Origin of the sequence: Nitrosomonas sp. H1_AOB3 (assembly GCF_015709435.1) — a bacterium.
GTDB classification, from domain to species: Bacteria; Pseudomonadota; Gammaproteobacteria; order Burkholderiales; family Nitrosomonadaceae; genus Nitrosomonas; species Nitrosomonas europaea.
Genome location: NZ_CP054389.1, coordinates 148,295 through 163,804, shown reverse-complemented (window position 1 = coordinate 163,804; position 15,510 = coordinate 148,295). Strand labels below are relative to the sequence as shown.

Annotated in this window: 19 protein-coding genes, 3 pseudogenes and 3 other annotated features; of the genes and pseudogenes, 8 read left to right on the top strand and 14 right to left on the bottom strand. The window is 50.6% G+C overall.

Annotated elements, in window-relative coordinates; genetic code table 11:
• The first annotated feature begins 251 nt into the window (after positions 1 to 251).
• From HRU73_RS00815 to HRU73_RS00795, 5 genes and pseudogenes are all read left to right on the top strand, one after another.
• Positions 252 to 1,265: an SIR2 family protein gene (locus HRU73_RS00815; protein WP_011112603.1), complete on the top strand. Its 1,014-nt coding sequence runs from the start codon at positions 252 to 254 to the stop codon at positions 1,263 to 1,265.
• 9 nt (positions 1,266 to 1,274) lie between these two features.
• Positions 1,275 to 2,459 (top strand): ATP-binding protein, encoded by a 1,185-nt coding sequence (locus HRU73_RS00810; protein ID WP_287399078.1) that lies wholly within the window; start codon positions 1,275 to 1,277, stop codon positions 2,457 to 2,459.
• A 90-nt stretch (positions 2,460 to 2,549) separates the two neighbouring features.
• Positions 2,550 to 3,590 (top strand): annotated as a pseudogene (locus HRU73_RS00805) (IS481 family transposase).
• Between the two features lie 134 nt (positions 3,591 to 3,724).
• Positions 3,725 to 4,231, top strand: coding sequence for an ATP-binding protein (locus tag HRU73_RS00800; RefSeq protein WP_287399076.1), 507 nt, complete (start codon positions 3,725 to 3,727; stop codon positions 4,229 to 4,231).
• A 125-nt stretch (positions 4,232 to 4,356) separates the two neighbouring features.
• Positions 4,357 to 5,594, top strand: a protein-coding gene (locus tag HRU73_RS00795) for an IS3 family transposase (protein WP_502709302.1) whose coding sequence is annotated in 2 segments (ribosomal slippage) — positions 4,357 to 4,648 and positions 4,648 to 5,594 — 1,239 coding nt in all. Because the reading frame shifts where the segments join, the coding sequence is not laid out codon by codon here.
• Positions 4,644 to 4,760 (top strand) — a sequence feature (AL1L pseudoknot). Its footprint overlaps the gene before it by 117 nt.
• Positions 5,595 to 5,624: 30 nt before the next feature.
• On the opposite strand, the gene HRU73_RS00790 is transcribed toward HRU73_RS00795, so the two are convergent.
• Together HRU73_RS00790 and HRU73_RS00785 are read right to left on the bottom strand one after the other, a co-directional pair.
• Positions 5,625 to 5,762: a hypothetical protein gene (locus HRU73_RS00790; protein WP_158297473.1), complete on the bottom strand. Its 138-nt coding sequence runs from the start codon at positions 5,760 to 5,762 to the stop codon at positions 5,625 to 5,627.
• Positions 5,763 to 5,951: 189 nt separating this feature from the next.
• Positions 5,952 to 7,189, bottom strand: a protein-coding gene (locus HRU73_RS00785) for an IS3 family transposase (protein ID WP_287399074.1) whose coding sequence is annotated in 2 segments (ribosomal slippage) — positions 5,952 to 6,901 and positions 6,901 to 7,189 — 1,239 coding nt in all. Because the reading frame shifts where the segments join, the coding sequence is not laid out codon by codon here.
• Positions 6,786 to 6,902: a sequence feature (AL1L pseudoknot), on the bottom strand. Its footprint overlaps the gene before it by 117 nt.
• 566 nt (positions 7,190 to 7,755) lie before the next feature.
• Between HRU73_RS00785 and ltrA the strand changes: the two genes are divergently transcribed.
• Entirely contained in the window at positions 7,756 to 9,057 is a 1,302-nt protein-coding gene (ltrA, locus tag HRU73_RS00780; protein WP_198407847.1) for a group II intron reverse transcriptase/maturase, read from the top strand.
• A gap of 100 nt (positions 9,058 to 9,157) precedes the next feature.
• Here ltrA and HRU73_RS00775 read toward each other — a convergent pair whose 3' ends face one another.
• From HRU73_RS00775 to HRU73_RS00750, 7 genes are all read right to left on the bottom strand, one after another.
• Positions 9,158 to 9,388, bottom strand: a complete 231-nt coding sequence (locus HRU73_RS00775; RefSeq protein WP_041356832.1) for a hypothetical protein — start codon at positions 9,386 to 9,388, stop codon at positions 9,158 to 9,160.
• Between the two features lie 161 nt (positions 9,389 to 9,549).
• Entirely contained in the window at positions 9,550 to 9,978 is a 429-nt protein-coding gene (locus tag HRU73_RS00770) for a TIR domain-containing protein (protein ID WP_287400090.1), read from the bottom strand.
• A 33-nt stretch (positions 9,979 to 10,011) separates the two neighbouring features.
• Positions 10,012 to 11,249 (bottom strand): IS3 family transposase gene (locus HRU73_RS00765; protein WP_287399072.1). Its coding sequence is split into 2 segments (ribosomal slippage): positions 10,012 to 10,961 and positions 10,961 to 11,249, totalling 1,239 coding nucleotides; the frame shifts between segments, so codons are not numbered across the junction.
• Positions 10,846 to 10,962, bottom strand: a sequence feature (AL1L pseudoknot). (Overlaps the previous gene by 117 nt.)
• Positions 11,250 to 11,296: 47 nt before the next feature.
• Complete coding sequence (locus HRU73_RS00760; RefSeq protein ID WP_287399070.1) at positions 11,297 to 11,716, bottom strand: hypothetical protein; 420 nt, start codon at positions 11,714 to 11,716, stop codon at positions 11,297 to 11,299.
• Between the two features lie 119 nt (positions 11,717 to 11,835).
• Positions 11,836 to 12,219, bottom strand: coding sequence for a PM1101 family membrane protein (locus HRU73_RS00755; protein WP_287399068.1), 384 nt, complete (start codon positions 12,217 to 12,219; stop codon positions 11,836 to 11,838).
• Between the two features lie 17 nt (positions 12,220 to 12,236).
• Positions 12,237 to 12,296 (bottom strand): DUF1010 domain-containing protein, encoded by a 60-nt coding sequence (locus HRU73_RS13350; protein WP_353765141.1) that lies wholly within the window; start codon positions 12,294 to 12,296, stop codon positions 12,237 to 12,239.
• A complete protein-coding gene (locus HRU73_RS00750; RefSeq protein WP_287399066.1) occupies positions 12,289 to 12,516 on the bottom strand; it encodes a hypothetical protein in 228 nt (75 codons plus the stop codon). The genes HRU73_RS13350 and HRU73_RS00750 overlap by 8 nt, the downstream gene beginning before the upstream one ends.
• Positions 12,517 to 13,127: 611 nt before the next feature.
• Here HRU73_RS00750 and HRU73_RS13520 point away from each other — a divergent pair.
• Positions 13,128 to 13,317, top strand: a pseudogene (locus HRU73_RS13520) (DDE-type integrase/transposase/recombinase); the annotation flags it as partial.
• Between the two features lie 68 nt (positions 13,318 to 13,385).
• Positions 13,386 to 13,588: pseudogene (locus HRU73_RS13515) on the top strand (IS3 family transposase); the annotation flags it as partial.
• Between the two features lie 220 nt (positions 13,589 to 13,808).
• Here the strand turns inward: HRU73_RS13515 and HRU73_RS00740 are convergent.
• From HRU73_RS00740 to HRU73_RS00720, 5 genes are all read right to left on the bottom strand, one after another.
• A complete protein-coding gene (locus HRU73_RS00740; RefSeq protein WP_287399064.1) occupies positions 13,809 to 14,018 on the bottom strand; it encodes a BrnA antitoxin family protein in 210 nt (69 codons plus the stop codon).
• 8 nt (positions 14,019 to 14,026) lie between these two features.
• The gene (locus HRU73_RS00735) at positions 14,027 to 14,305 is read right to left on the bottom strand and encodes a BrnT family toxin (RefSeq protein WP_287399062.1); all 279 of its coding nucleotides are present in this window, start codon (positions 14,303 to 14,305) and stop codon (positions 14,027 to 14,029) included.
• Between the two features lie 77 nt (positions 14,306 to 14,382).
• Positions 14,383 to 14,634, bottom strand: a complete 252-nt coding sequence (gene brnA, locus HRU73_RS00730; RefSeq protein ID WP_287399060.1) for a type II toxin-antitoxin system BrnA family antitoxin — start codon at positions 14,632 to 14,634, stop codon at positions 14,383 to 14,385.
• Positions 14,624 to 14,887, bottom strand: a complete 264-nt coding sequence (locus HRU73_RS00725; RefSeq protein ID WP_287399058.1) for a BrnT family toxin — start codon at positions 14,885 to 14,887, stop codon at positions 14,624 to 14,626. The genes brnA and HRU73_RS00725 overlap by 11 nt, the downstream gene beginning before the upstream one ends.
• Positions 14,888 to 15,011: 124 nt before the next feature.
• A complete protein-coding gene (locus HRU73_RS00720) occupies positions 15,012 to 15,347 on the bottom strand; it encodes a hypothetical protein (protein ID WP_287399056.1) in 336 nt (111 codons plus the stop codon).
• Between the last annotated feature and the right edge of the window lie 163 nt (positions 15,348 to 15,510).

Below are 15,510 nucleotides of genomic sequence, written 5' to 3'. Positions count from 1 at the left end.
ATTACAAAGTGGATTAATCAGTTGCAATGACGGGAAATTTATTCTCATTTGTGCCACAACCACCAGCATTTTTATGAGACCACAGACTGTAGAGCCAACAGTAACCCACTAAATACAACCCCTTTTCAAAGCTTAAATGGCAGCACTTACACCTTATTCTCCCTCGTATCTGTTTGATGATCGAGAGCTTGCATCCGAGTTGAATGACAAGCGCAGTTTTAAGCATCTAAACGATAAAAAGGGAGAAGGCTTTGTTTGACGTTAATTACGAAAAACAAGCTCAGGACTATTACAGCAAGGCCCCCATCATAATTTTAGGTAGTGGTGCCTCGGCTACGCATGGAATGCCTGGCATGCGGGGGCTTGCGCAACATCTGACCGACAAAACCGATGTTTCAGGACTGTCTGATGCTGAGATGGAGCCTTGGAGGAGCTTTTGCCGGACACTCACAGATGGTGTGGATTTGGAATCGGCACTCCGCCAGGTAGCCGTATCTGAAGAGCTGACTTGCAGGATCATAAATTCCACTTGGTCACTTATCAACTCTGAAGATGCTGCAATCTTCAAGAATAGCTTGCAAAACAGCTCGATGTTCCCGCTGAGCCGTCTGCTTGAACACATGTTCAAAACAAGCCTAAAAAAAATAAATATTGTCACTACAAATTATGATCGCTTGGCAGAGTATGCATGCGACCAAAGCAGAATTCATCACTACACTGGATTTACTCACGGATTTTTCCGCCAACTGGCCACGCCCGATGAATTAACCTGCTCACGCAGAGTGAATATTTGGAAAGTACATGGATCTCTCGACTGGTTTCAGTCGCCACTAGAAGACACCATCGCAATTTCAGGCGCACAAGAAATTCCTGAAAATTACAGCCCACAGATTGTGACACCTGGCACGCAAAAGTACCAAAAGACGCACCTTGAGCCATTTCGCTCCATCATAAATAACGCCGACATAGCTATTAATGAGGCGGGTTCATACTTGTGCATCGGGTATGGATTCAATGATGAGCATGTTCAGCCAAAACTTATGGCTAAATGCCAGCGACAGGGGGCGCCAGTCACCATTATCACATACGCACTTTCCGATTCGACTAAAAAACTTATTCTTGGCGGCAAAGCACAAAATTATTTAGCGATAGAGCGTGGGGCGACAGATGGCCAGTCTGTTGTCTACTCTTCTCTGAGCAGTTCTTCGTTCACAGTAGAGAAGAACATCTGGAGCCTTGAAGGCTACTTATCACTCATCATGTAGAGAGGGCATATGCCAATATTCAACTTTAGGGATGAAGAAGCGCTCGGGAAGGTTGCTTCCGTTGATACCACGAATGTAATTGTGGATGTGGAGAATGTCGCTCATCTAAAAAGGTTACAGGTTAATCATCTCGCCGTGCTTCAGAGCAGCAGGCCTGGGCAGCACCTCATTGGCCTTATTACGCAGGTGACTAGAAAGCGAGGCATCGAAAATATTTCCGATGATGGAATCGTCGACCAAAATTCAGAATTGAATCTGTGTCGCATTGCCTTAATTGGAACCATGCTAGATCGCGATGGCTCCAAGGAGAATGTTTTTCGTCGAACAATCGAAAGTGTTCCCGAAATAGATGCCAACTGCTTTTCGCTCGAAGGCGAGAACCTCACTGGATTTATGCGCACGCTCTCCAGCGTTTCAGCGGAAGGAAATGCCTTGACGCTAGGGAAGTACACGTTGGATGAGAATGCAGTAGCCTACCTTAATGGTAATAAATTTTTCCAGCGCCATGCCTTTATCGGAGGAAGTACAGGTTCTGGAAAGTCTTGGACAACTGCCAAAATTATTGAGCAAATGTCAGGGCTTTCTACAGCGAATGCCATTGTCTTTGACCTTCATGGCGAATACTCTCCATTGACAGGGCCAGGCATTCAGCACTTCAAGGTTGCAGGGCCGGCAGATGTTGAAGCCAAACGCACCATCTCTGATGATGTGCTTTATCTTCCTTATTGGCTGCTTTCTTATGAGGCGCTAGTTTCCATGTTTGTGGATCGTAGCGATCAGAATGCCCCTAACCAAGCTATGATAATAGCTCGCGAGATCAATCAAGCGAAAAGAAAGTACCTTGAGGACAATGGGCAGCAGGCGTTACTAAAGCACTTTACTGTTGATAGCCCAGTTCCATTCGATCTCGATTTCCTTATGGAGCGATTGAATTCGATTAACGTCGAGATGGTTCCCGGCGCTAAAGCTGGAACCGAAAAGCAAGGCGATTTCTTCGGAAAGCTCGCGCGCATGATTTCCAGGCTTGAGAACAAAATTTCCGATAGGCGTCTCGGATTTATGTTCAACGGTGGCGGAGACATTCTTGACTTCGCTTGGCTTGAGAAGTTTGCCAATGCTGCTCTCGGAAGCACGGGCGAGAACGGCAAGGCAGGTATCAAGATCATCAACTGTAGTAGTTCAGATTTGATCTGACAGCAGGTCTTGCCAAGAGGTGGGATTACCCGGTTTGATAGAGGTGCGAATCTTTATCAACCAAACGCGAAAGCGTAAAGGAGTAATCCCATGAGCAGTGTTCATCATAAAATCATTAAACACAAGATTGGCTTGCTTAATCTGGCAGCTGAGCTTGGCAATGTATCCCGTGCCTGTAAGGTGATGGGTTTTTCTCGCGATACTTTCTATCGCTATCAGGCAGCTGTGGAAACAGGAGGTGTTGAAGCTCTGATAGATGCAAACCGACGTAAGCCCAATATCAAGAACCGTGTAGAAGAAGCGACGGAAGCAGCGATCCTGGCCTTTGCTCTGGAGCAACCGGCTTTTGGTCAGGTTCGTGTTTCCAACGAACTGCGTAAGCATGGAATTTTGTTTCTCCGTCTGGTGTCCGTTCGGTATGGCTGCGCCAGAATCTGGAATCGTTCAAGAAGCGTCTGTCAGCCTTGGAGAAACATATTGCTGAGACTGGGGCAGTGCTGACCGAAGCACAGGTGCAAGCATTGGAGAAGAAGCAGGAAGATGATGTTGCTCAAGGCGAAATTGAGACGGCTCACCCGGGTATCTCGGTAGTCAGGATACCTTTACGTCGGTACCCTCAAAGGTGTGGGACGAATTTACCAGCAAACCTTCGTCGACACTTATTCCAAGTGGGCAGCAGCGAAGCTGTATACCAACAAAACACCAATTACATCAGCTGATATGCTCAATGACCGGGTACTGCCGTTCTTTGCTGAACAGAGTATGGGCATTATTCGCATTCTGACCGACCGCGGTACCGAATATTGCGGCAAGCCGGAAAATCATGATTACCAGCTTTATCTGGCACTCAATGACATCGAACATTCCAAAACGAAAGCCAATCATCCGCAGACCAACGGTATTTGCGAACGCTTTCACAAAACCATCTTGCAGGAGTTCTACCAGGTGACATTCCGGCGCAAGATTTACCAGTCCATTGAAGAGTTACAACACGATCTGGATGATTGGATGGCGTACTACAACAGTGTGCGGACTCACCAGGGAAAAATGTGCTGTGGACGCACCCCGATGCAAACTTTAATTGACGCAAAGGAGATATGGGACGATAAAATTACCGAATTGAATAACTGAATCTGATCTAACAGGCACTCGTCAAATCGGGTAACTGTCAGATCAGATCTCAACTACTACACATCAACTTCTCTGAGGTTCCCTCGGACGTTCTTCCCCTGATAGTCTCCCTTGTTGCACGAGTCACATTTTCGGTGCAGCAGTGGACTCCATCAGAGCTTCGCCATCCCATTGCGCTTCTCTGTGATGAAGCTCACCTCTATATGCCCCAGCGCAACATGGCAGATTCCGCAGACGATATTTCATTGGATATATTCGAGCGCATCGCGAAAGAAGGACGAAAATATGGCGTCAGCTTGGTTGTAATCAGTCAGCGTCCATCCGAAGTAAACAAAACGCTGCTTAGCCAGTGCAGCAATTTTGTATCTATGCGTCTGACTAATGCCGAAGATCAAGGCGTTATCAAACGCCTTCTCCCCGACAGCCTTGGCGGCTTCAGTGACATCCTTCCCACACTCGATACTGGTGAGGCTTTGGTTGTCGGCGATGCCAGCTTATTGCCAAGTCGCATCAGAATCGACGAGCCACAGAACAAGCCGAATAGCGGAACTGTGAACTTCTGGGATGAATGGCAGAAGCCAGTCAAAGACAATCGGCTATTGATTGCCGTCGATAACTGGCGCAAGCAAAACATCCAATAGCGATCTATTTAAATAACCAAAAAACTTTACCATTGTTTTCTGAGTTGGCACTACTTTGACCTGCCCCATCAGAAGTGAATTGCCCCGGGTTTTGAGGAGGCTCCAACTTTTGAGAGAATGGAGCCATGAATAAACAAAACAAGCGAAACAAGTTTTCCCCTGAAGTTCGTGAACGATCTGTTCGTCTGGTACAGGAGCATCGCGGCGAATATCCATCGCTATGGGCGGCGGTTGAATCAGTTGCACCCAAGATTGGCTGTGTGCCCTCCACGTTGCTGGAATGGGTTAAACGTAGCGAAATTAACAATGGCGCACGCGAAGGTCTGACAAGCAGTGAACGTGATCGCCTCAAGGCGTTGGAGCGTGAGAACAGGGAACTGCGCCGAGCCAATGAGATATTGAAAACAGCCAGTGCTTTTTTCGCCCAGGCGGAGCTCGACCGCGTTCTGAAGAAGTAAACGCTTACATTGACCAGTATCGGAGTATCTATGGGGTCGAGCCAGTCTGCAAGGTGTTGCAGGTTGCCCCTTCAGCGTACTGGCGCCATGCTGCCCGCCAGCGCTATCCACAATTACGCAGTGCGCGGGCTCGCAGAGATGAGTTGTTGATGGCTGATATCCGGCGTGTCTGGCAGGCCAATATGCAAGTCTATGGTGCACGCAAGATCTGGCATCAATTGCAACGTGAAGGCATGACTGTGGCGCGTTGTACGGTCGAACGTCTGATGCGCCAGCTGGGTTTACAAGGTGCCCGACGGGGCAAAATCATTCGCACCACTGTTGTCCGGCAGAACGCGACTTGCCCGCGCGATCTCGTCAACCGGATGTTTCATGCCAATCGGCCCAATCAGCTGTGGGTCTCGGACTTCACTTATGTATCAACCTGGCAGGGCTGGTTGTACGTGGCTTTTGTTATCGATGTATTTGCCCGCCGCATCGTTGGCTGGCGTGTCAGCAGCACCATGAGTACGGGTTTTGTGCTTGATGCGCTGGAGCAGGCTTTGTATGATCGCCATCCTGCTGATACCCTGATTCATCATTCCGACAGAGGATCGCAATACGTGTCGATCCGCTATACCGAACGCCTGGCACAAGCCGGTATTGAACCGTCTGTCGGCAGTCGCGGTGACAGTTACGATAATGCGCTGGCTGAAACGATCAATGGCCTGTACAAGGCTGAACTGATACACAGGAGAGCTCCCTGGAAAACCAGGGCTGCTGTGGAGCTGGCAACTTTGGAATGGGTCGCCTGGTATAACCATCAACGCCTGCTTGGATCTATCGGGTATATTCCTCCAGCTCAGGCTGAAGAAAACTACCGACAAACCCAGGATAATAAGGCCTTGATGAACACTTTACTTTAACCAAATAGCCTCCTCGATTGTCGGGACGGTTCATTTTGGCTCATCCACCACGACAAAGTCGATCTTGTGATCGTCACGACTCTGTGCGCAGCGATTGGCTTTCTCCGGTGCCACATTGAACGGAGCCCCAGCAATTTGTGTTTCCAGAAGGCAGATAGGAGAGCGCATGTTCTTAGCAGCTAACGCCTGAGTTAAGCCGCGCCGCGAAGCGGCGTCGGCTTGAATGAATTGTGTGCGCCCAGCATGGGCGCGAACTTATGGGGTGCAAGTCCCCTGTGGGAGTACCGACTTGGATTCATTGTGAACCGAGTATAACCACGAGCCTGAACCGTCCCGACAATCGAGGAGGCTATTTGGTTAAAGTAAAATATCCATCAATGTCTTATTATCCTGGGTTTGTCGGTAGTTTTCTTCAGCCTGAGCTGGAGGAATATACCCGATAGATCCAAGCAGGCGTTGATGGTTATACCAGGCAACCCATTCCAAAGTTGCCAGCTCCACAGCAGCCCTGGTTTTCCAGGGAGCTCTCCTGTGTATCAGTTCAGCCTTGTACAGGCCATTGATCGTTTCAGCCAGCGCATTATCGTAACTGTCACCGCGACTGCCGACAGACGGTTCAATACCGGCTTGTGCCAGACGTTCGGTATAACGGATCGACACGTATTGCGATCCTCTGTCGGAATGATGAATCAGGGTATCAGCAGGACGGCGATCATACAAAGCCTGCTCCAGCGCATCAAGCACAAAATCCGTACTCATGGTGCTGCTGACACGCCAGCCAACGATGCGGCGGGCAAATACATCGATAACAAAAGCCACGTACAACCAGCCCTGCCAGGTTGATACATAGGTGAAGTCCGAGACCCACAGCTGATTGGGCCGATTGGCATGAAATGTCCGGTTGACGAGATCGCGCGGGCAAGTCGCGTTCTGCCGGACAACAGTGGTGCGAATGATTTTGCCCCGTCGGGCACCTTGCAAACCCAGCTGGCGCATCAGACGTTCGACCGTACAACGCGCCACAGTCACGCCTTCACGTTGCAATTGATGCCAGATCTTGCGTGCACCATAGACTTGCATATTGGCCTGCCAGACACGCCGGATATCGGCCATCAACAACTCATCTCTGCGAGCCCGCGCACTGCGTAATTGTGGACAGCGCTGGCGGGCAGCATGGCGCCAGTACGCTGAAGGGGCAACCTGCAACACCTTGCAGACTGGCTCGACCCCATAGATACTCCGATACTGGTCAATGTAAGCGTTTACTTCTTCAGAACGCGGTCGAGCTCCGCCTGGGCGAAAAAAGCACTGGCTGTTTTCAATATCTCATTGGCTCGGCGCAGTTCCCTGTTCTCACGCTCCAACGCCTTGAGGCGATCACGTTCACTGCTTGTCAGACCTTCGCGTGCGCCATTGTTAATTTCGCTACGTTTAACCCATTCCAGCAACGTGGAGGGCACACAGCCAATCTTGGGTGCAACTGATTCAACCGCCGCCCATAGCGATGGATATTCGCCGCGATGCTCCTGTACCAGACGAACAGATCGTTCACGAACTTCAGGGGAAAACTTGTTTCGCTTGTTTTGTTTATTCATGGCTCCATTCTCTCAAAAGTTGGAGCCTCCTCAAAACCCGGGGCGATTCAAGCCGAAGGCAAGGGCAAGCCCGTGAGGGATTGTCTGGAGGAAGCCGGAGTGCAAGAGGTGCGAGGCGACGGACAGAAACCGCATAGAAGGCCGAGGCAGGCGAGGCGAGCTGGCACATGACAGCGAAGCCCAACGGTACGCCGGCCACGGTAAATGCGGCGCTTGTGCACCGACAGTTCGCGTTCTTACCTGGGGAGGTCTGTGCTGACGGCGGCCAGCCTGATCGTGACGATGACCCGGCCGGTCCCACCGGGCAACCAAGGACCAGGAGCCGTGGCGAGCTGCCCGCCACGAGCGAAGAAACCGGCAGCGACGCACGATCAGACGGGCAGCGCGTCCACTGGCAACAGTGGGCGTGACGGTGCAGAAGTCAGCAGAAGCCATAGTAGGCAGCCAGGTGTCGGGCTGCCGAAGGGCTGAACAACGAGATACTAAGGAGCAGACGTGACCGAACTCGACCAAACCGATGAAGCCCGCATGGGCCAGGCACGGCGGCGGTCGGCATGCACCGAGCCTTGAACCAAGACGACGACCATAACCAAGACGGCCAAGACCTGCTCGAGGCCGTGCTGGCCAGAGACAACCTGGCGCGGGCGTGGCGCAGGGTCAAATCCAATAGGGGGGCGCCGGGTATCGACGGCGTGACCACGGCGGAATGGCCCGAACACGCCCGCGCACACTGGCCAGCCACGCGCGAGCAGATCGAGGCCGGGCGATATCGGCCGCAACCGGTGCGACGGGTGGATATCCCCAAGCCCGATGGCGGCCAACGGCAACTGGGCATCCCGACCGTCACGGACCGGGTCATCCAGCAGGCCATCGCCCAGGTGCTCATACCGATCTTCGATCCGGGCTTTTCGGCATCGAGCTTCGGCTTCCGACCGGGCCGCAATGCACACCAGGCGATCCGCCAGGTGCAGGCGCACGTGAAGGCCGGCTACCGTTGGGCGGTAGATCTGGACTTGGCCAGGTTCTTCGACAACGTCAACCATGACCTGTTGATGAGCCTGCTGAGTCGAAGCATCGCCGACAAGCGACTGCTGGCCCTGATCGGGCGCTACCTGCGCGCCGGGGTGCTGGTCGGGGAGCACCCCCAACCCAGCGAGGTGGGCACGCCGCAAGGCGGGCCGCTCTCGCCGCTGTTGGCCAACGTCCTGCTGCACCAGTTCGATCTCGAACTGGAACGCCGCGGACACCGCTTCGCCCGCTACGCCGACGATGTGATCATCCTGGTCAAGTCCCGACGCGCGGCCGAGCGGGTGATGCAAAGCCTCACGTACTTCCTGCAATCCACCCTCAAGCTCACCGTGAACCTGGCCAAGAGCCAAGTCGCACCGATGAGTGAATGCAGCTTTCTAGGCTTCACTCTTGTGGGCAAGAAGATCCGCTGGACAGAGAAATCCCTGGCGAATTTCAAGCATCGGGTGCGGCAACTCACCGGCAGAAGTTGGGGCGTCAGCATGGAGTACCGGCTGGAAAAGCTCGGTCAGTATCTGCGGGGATGGTTCGGGTACTACGGGATCAGCCAGTACTACCGGCCGATCCCGGAACTGGACGAATGGATCCGACGTCGGGTGCGTATGTGCTACTGGAAACAGTGGCGCTGGGCGCGCACTAAGATCCGGCACCTGCTGGACTTGGGCATACCGCTGAAGGCTGCCATCCAACACGGCGTGAGCAGCCTGAGCTATTGGCGCATGGCCAGAACTCCGGTGACCCAACAGGCCATGTCCAACGACTGGCTCAGGGCACAGGGACTGCTCAGCATCAAAGACCTGTGGTGCAAAGCACAGAGCTACGGGCCGGACAAGGGTTGAAGGCGTCGTCGTCACACGAGCACGCTCGTTGAACCGCCTACTGCGGACCCGCACGGTGGGTGGTGTGGGGGCTGGGAGTTAAAAGCTCCCAGCTACCCGATTAGGCATCAATGCCAACAATATCCTTGCTAACTCCAAGCTTGCTAGCGACGTAGCTGATAAGTTCATCTTCCGAGCGGAACTCCGCGTTGTCGATAAGCTCTTGGTGGTCTTGCAGGTCGTTACCATCTTCGTCTTGAGATGTGACGGAGCCACAGCGAATTATCCCATCCATGTACTCAGGGACGTTATCGTCAAGTTGTACGGACACATAAGCTATTTCTTTTGACATAGTTTTCTCCTATAAGTTTGATGGTGGATGTCTCCACCATAGCTATTTATCACTGCACGTGAGAGATGCGAACGACTGATGCCTAACGTTGAAGGTAAGAGGCGCGTAGCCGGCTTGCCGGCGGAGCGTCCCTCTTGACCGAAGGGTTGGGCGTCACTTTGTTACGAGTTCGCTTTTCGGATTCGTATTGCTTCTGCCACTGCATTTTCGAGGTGCTGAGCAATCCATGCGTAACGATCCTGACTGGTAGCACCCGCAGGGTTATAGCACTTGACGAGAGAGGAAAGCGGCTTCTTACTTGGGCCATGAGTTATGTGATCGAAAGGGTTTTTCCCCATTGCTGACGTATTTCCGTTTCGATCCTTTAGGCCATGAATTCGAATTCCGACCACACCCAGCCCATCATTCCAGGACTTAACTATCTCGTGATTGATCCATTTGCGATTAGCGGTAGATGTGCCGACAAGAACAATCGTGCAAGTGCGGCCTTGCATTTGTTCTGCGATCCAGCGCTTGATTTTCTCGTCTTGATTGGCGCCGCTAGCAATCGACTCCCAATCATTGTCTTTGGCCGGTTGGTTACCTTCGATTGAACCGTCCCGACAATCGAGGAGGCTATTTGGTTAAAGTAAAATATCCATCAATGTCTTATTATCCTGGGTTTGTCGGTAGTTTTCTTCAGCCTGAGCTGGAGGAATATACCCGATAGATCCAAGCAGGCGTTGATGGTTATACCAGGCAACCCATTCCAAAGTTGCCAGCTCCACAGCAGCCCTGGTTTTCCAGGGAGCTCTCCTGTGTATCAGTTCAGCCTTGTACAGGCCATTGATCGTTTCAGCCAGCGCATTATCGTAACTGTCACCGCGACTGCCGACAGACGGTTCAATACCGGCTTGTGCCAGACGTTCGGTATAACGGATCGACACGTATTGCGATCCTCTGTCGGAATGATGAATCAGGGTATCAGCAGGACGGCGATCATACAAAGCCTGCTCCAGCGCATCAAGCACAAAATCCGTACTCATGGTGCTGCTGACACGCCAGCCAACGATGCGGCGGGCAAATACATCGATAACAAAAGCCACGTACAACCAGCCCTGCCAGGTTGATACATAGGTGAAGTCCGAGACCCACAGCTGATTGGGCCGATTGGCATGAAACATCCGGTTGACGAGATCGCGCGGGCAAGTCGCGTTCTGCCGGACAACAGTGGTGCGAATGATTTTGCCCCGTCGGGCACCTTGTAAACCCAGCTGGCGCATCAGACGTTCAACCGTACAACGCGCCACAGTCACACCTTCACGTTGCAATTGATACCAGATCTTGCGTGCACCATAGACTTGCATATTGGCCTGCCAGACACGCCGGATATCAGCCATCAACAACTCATCTCTGCGAGCCCGCGCACTGCGTAATTGTGGATAGCGCTGGCGGGCAGCATGGCGCCAGTACGCTGAAGGGGCAACCTGCAACACCTTGCAGACTGGCTCGACCCCATAGATACTCCGATACTGGTCAATGTAAGCGTTTACTTCTTCAGAACGCGGTCGAGCTCCGCCTGGGCGAAAAAAGCACTGGCTGTTTTCAATATCTCATTGGCTCGGCGCAGTTCCCTGTTCTCACGCTCCAACGCCTTGAGGCGATCACGTTCACTGCTTGTCAGACCTTCGCGTGCGCCATTGTTAATTTCGCTACGTTTAACCCATTCCAGCAACGTGGAGGGCACACAGCCAATCTTGGGTGCAACTGATTCAACCGCCGCCCATAGCGATGGATATTCGCCGCGATGCTCCTGTACCAGACGAACAGATCGTTCACGAACTTCAGGGGAAAACTTGTTTCGCTTGTTTTGTTTATTCATGGCTCCATTCTCTCAAAAGTTGGAGCCTCCTCAAAACCCGGGGCGATTCAGTCGTCTATTATGGCTGCTGCTTCATAGAGACTCGCATTGAGCTCCAAGTATTGGGCCTTCTTTAATAGTTCAATATCCTGACGGATGAACTCGATTCCCTTCTGTCTTTCCTCGCACTTGTTTTCATAATATTGAATTCTCTTATCTAGTTCATTTTTTCGCTGCTCAAGCTTACGCAATAGTTCTTCCGAAAAATTGATGGGAAAACCGTACTCGCCATCTCTGACGAACAGGCCCGTTAGCTTTCTTCTAGCTTCTTCTCTATTTGCGTATTCAAGAGCTGCCAGAACCGCTTCTCGCTTTACCTTTAGCGGTTCCACGGTGATAGATATGTTTTGAATTTTCCTCTCAAAGCTTGATATCTTATTTTCCGCTTCGACCAGCAGTCTAGAAATTTCTTGACACTCAAATGTCACGATAAAGTATTCCTTGGCGTTTTAAGTAATTGTCCCAACGAGGCAAAGCAATACATAACGTTTGAAATCAGCCGCGCCGCCCGTAGGGGGGGTGTCGGCTGGATTGAATAGTTAGACAATTATTTGCGCTTTAGTACGAGCCTATCTTGGCTGCGTAATACTTGTTTATACCCACGAAGAGTTGTTAATGCCCCAACTCCACCGGCAGCTATGGCAATGGCTATTGCAGAATAAGTAACAGCGCCACCTAAAACACCAACTGCTACAGGAGCAGCAATGAAGGCACTGGTTGCTGTTACCGGCGCACTTGTGCCACCTGTTCCTAGTGTTGCAGCCGTTCCGTAAGCGGCTATGGAGATTGCACCAATAGCGACAACCCAAGCAACTTTCCCAGTTGCTCTTATTTTGAATGTTTTATTGGCAAGATCCCCTTCTATTTCAATAGTCTCTTCTTTGTTTTTAAGGGCCTCACCGAGTTCGGCCTCTGTTCTTACCTTCGCCATGTATGTACTCCAAATGTCTAACAGCCCAGATAAGCCGCCCGCCGTAGGCAGGTCGGCTTGAGCGCAATGTTAGGCACTACGGTGGCCAAGAATTTTAGCCCTTGCTTGTAAGAATTCGTCACGCGAAATTTCTTTCGCACTCCGCTTAGCTTGCAATTCCTTCAACGCATCTTCTGTTTCCTGTTCTTCAATATAAACTGCCTCCCAAGGTGCATAACCACACCCAGCAGCATCAGCTATGTCTGCGGCGCTATAACCACGGTCGTGCATTTCATGAAGAAAATCCCAATCACTCATTCCATACTCCTTTTGCCTAACGTTTAGTATGCACCGTAAACGGTGCATACTTCTTTATAAACGGATGTATAACAAAACTCATTATTCAGTAAGGTTTTGAATTTAAAAAAACTGTATGAATGAAATATCGCAATCTTCTGTTCTGATCACACCTTGCTCATTCGATCAGCTTCGTAGCAGCCTGCTACCCTGATCAGGAGCAAATCAGCTCCTTTGAAATTTCAAAAATGAGGTTTCAGGCATTCTGCTGCGTTTGAAGTTGATCTCAATCAGCGAGAAAAGGAGGAATTATCTGTTTATTACAGTGAGAACGAGGGTGACTGATATATCAACATCCAGGATCCTGGATGATTCATTCATATTGAAGTTGTTGGTGCGTATGCTGGCCGTTCCGGGATTTCTGTCTGTCGATTGCTATTAAGACGGTGTGTGCAGGAAAATGGGGACCGACCACGTTGTGTGGGGATTACCGTACACAACACTCCCGATAAAAAGCTCTTCACCATCGTATCCCTTCCCTTCAATCCAGAATAGCTGCAAGTTTCGCCAGTACCTCCTCGACAATTATTGTCGCCAGGCTTTCTATCTTGCGACCCTTGCGTGACCTGACGATGGTTGGCTGGAGTATGAGTACAAGAATGAAAGTAAAACTGGTTTGTGATGCATTGCAAATGGCTGTCTGGCAACGTCAACCATAAGCAGGACTGATAGCACATTCGGATCTTGGATCGCAATACGCCAGCAAACAGTACCGCCAACTTTTAAAAATACATGGCTTTATCAGCAGTATGCATCGTGTGAAAATTTGTTGAAAAAACAAGCGTAGCGTAGTTTCGCAAGCTGACAAGCGAGAGGACAAGGTCCGGCATAATTCAGTGGCCGAGAGCTTTTTCGGTAGCCTTAAACAGGAGCAAATCCATTGGCAATGCTACCTGACTCGCTATGCAGCACAGCAAGATGCGCTGCAGTATATTTCCTGTTTTATAACAGCCATCGACTGCATTCATACTTGGGCTACAAAAGTCCAAACCAACATGAGGCAGAAATGGAAATGTTGAAAAATGTTGCTTAACTGAGGTGTACAGAAAGCTTTGACCACATCACCGGGTTATTCAGGTCTGAGTACTAACACTGGCATTTCCCGGTGAAAACACCGGACCTTCAGTCCAACTTCAGAACAGATCACAAAAAGCTGTTTCCAGAGAACCCGGAGCCGGGCTTGTTCAACAACCGGTTATGTCGTGGTTCGCTTCACGATCACGACATAACCTTAATCGTTAGACGGCAACGCGCTACTTCCACGAGAGATTCAGCCGCTTACCTGATGCTGCGCATTCCTTCAGATAGAGATTGATCAAGCTCTGATACGGAATGCCAGTTTCCTCGGACATCGACTTGAAGTAGGAAATCGATTCCTCGTCCAGCCGAATCGTCACCGACTTCTTGAGCTTCGCTGCGTAGGGATTCTTCCTCGATGAACTGAAGTCATACTGTTGTCTCATGGGCATACCTATGGGTAAAACCGCCTCTCCTCTCGTGTCGCCTTCCGGGCGGAAATAAGGCGAATCGTGCTTCCAGATCTCCGGTAACAATGAACCACGACAAGGACTCGAAGATTCGCGCTGAAACCCAGCAAGACGAACCGTTCCTCCTCAGCCGAATGGTCGGGATCGTCAATGAGGCGAGCTCGCTCGTCGGAGAACACTGACGCAGCCTCTTCGAACGAAACACCATGCTTGCGCAGGTTCTGGATCGCCTTTTCTGGATCCCACTCGAAGGATAGGCTCATACGTATATTGTACGTACGACGTATGCAATATGCAATCGCTTCAATTGCAGGCTAACGTTGGACATAAGGGGCGCGCTTTAGCGCGTCCCGCTTGATGAATGGGTTAGAGCAGCCTTTTCGAGGCGTTCGGCAAGCCACACCTTAATGATAGATTGCCTGGTCACACCAAGCTTTTCAGCTTCCCGGTCAAGAGACTCAATCATCCACGTTGGGAAATCGACATTGACACGTTTTTGCTCTTGTAATACGCGCTTTGCCTTTGACAAATCCAGCGAAGCAGTAATATCGACGCCTTCGTCAAACTGCTGTTCAAAATCTTTAGCTTTCATATAGTGTCACCTCCTCGGTACGTGAGCAACGAACGGAAATAAGCCTGATATTTGTACCCCTGTAAGTGATAACGGCAGACCAGTGTTTGCCGTTAATCAGCCCTATCATGAGGTATTGTGGTTCATCTTCTGTTTTTGCGGGAATCTCCAGTAATCTTGGATCATTCCATAATGCTTGAGCATCAATAAAGCTGATGCCATGTTTCAGAAGATTGGCCTGACTCTTTGCCTCGTCAAACTCAAAAGTTATCATGGTATAGAAAGTATACCTTTATTGAGTGGGAATCAAATATCTGGATGATATGCTCTAACGCCGCCATAAACGGCGCGAGCTTGCGAGCGTCCGGCGACCGCAGGGAGCGAACTTAATGGCCTTGTTAGGCATTTTCATGACCAAGCAACCCTGACAGGATGGCTGCACCAATAACCATATATTCGTTTGTGTATTCGTTGAATTCAATTACAGCACCACCAAATCGAACATTTCCACTCCGATCCATACCGTATAGCGCGCTCCCACTCATGCCTATCGGTGAGAACCCCTCAGGAAAAAGCGTTTTTACTTTAACCATGTGACAATGATCAAAAGTACTTTTCCTTGAAGAAACGATCCCATGGGTTACGTACGTATACTGATAATTCCAGGATTTTTGTCTGTCGATTGCTATCAAGATGGTGTGTGCAGAAAAATGGGGATCGACCACGGTTTTCATGCTGCTCTAAAGATTTCGTTCGGGAGAGTAAGCTCCCCCAGAACAAAAGAAGAGGAAATTGCACAAGCAGAAGAACCTCTTCTTCGTTCTGGTAATCATCGCGGCTTTTATGTGCATGTGACTCGGTAACCTTTCATTCACCACTATTTTGTAGAGGATTACC

What these genes read in the sequence shown, in the direction of transcription:
- HRU73_RS00810 (WP_287399078.1), top strand. Translation starts at nt 1,275, where the DNA reads ATGCCAATATTCAACTTTAGGGATGAAGAAGCGCTCGGGAAGGTTGCT.
- HRU73_RS00790 (WP_158297473.1), bottom strand. Translation starts at nt 5,762, where the DNA reads ATGCGCTCTCCTATCTGCCTTCTGGAAACACAAATTGCTGGGGCTCCG.
- HRU73_RS00775 (WP_041356832.1), bottom strand. Translation starts at nt 9,388, where the DNA reads ATGTCAAAAGAAATAGCTTATGTGTCCGTACAACTTGACGATAACGTC.
- HRU73_RS00755 (WP_287399068.1), bottom strand. Translation starts at nt 12,219, where the DNA reads ATGGCGAAGGTAAGAACAGAGGCCGAACTCGGTGAGGCCCTTAAAAAC.
- HRU73_RS00750 (WP_287399066.1), bottom strand. Translation starts at nt 12,516, where the DNA reads ATGAGTGATTGGGATTTTCTTCATGAAATGCACGACCGTGGTTATAGC.
- HRU73_RS00740 (WP_287399064.1), bottom strand. Translation starts at nt 14,018, where the DNA reads ATGAGACAACAGTATGACTTCAGTTCATCGAGGAAGAATCCCTACGCA.
- HRU73_RS00735 (WP_287399062.1), bottom strand. Translation starts at nt 14,305, where the DNA reads ATGAGCCTATCCTTCGAGTGGGATCCAGAAAAGGCGATCCAGAACCTG.
- brnA (WP_287399060.1), bottom strand. Translation starts at nt 14,634, where the DNA reads ATGAAAGCTAAAGATTTTGAACAGCAGTTTGACGAAGGCGTCGATATT.
- HRU73_RS00725 (WP_287399058.1), bottom strand. Translation starts at nt 14,887, where the DNA reads ATGATAACTTTTGAGTTTGACGAGGCAAAGAGTCAGGCCAATCTTCTG.
- HRU73_RS00720 (WP_287399056.1), bottom strand. Translation starts at nt 15,347, where the DNA reads ATGAAAACCGTGGTCGATCCCCATTTTTCTGCACACACCATCTTGATA.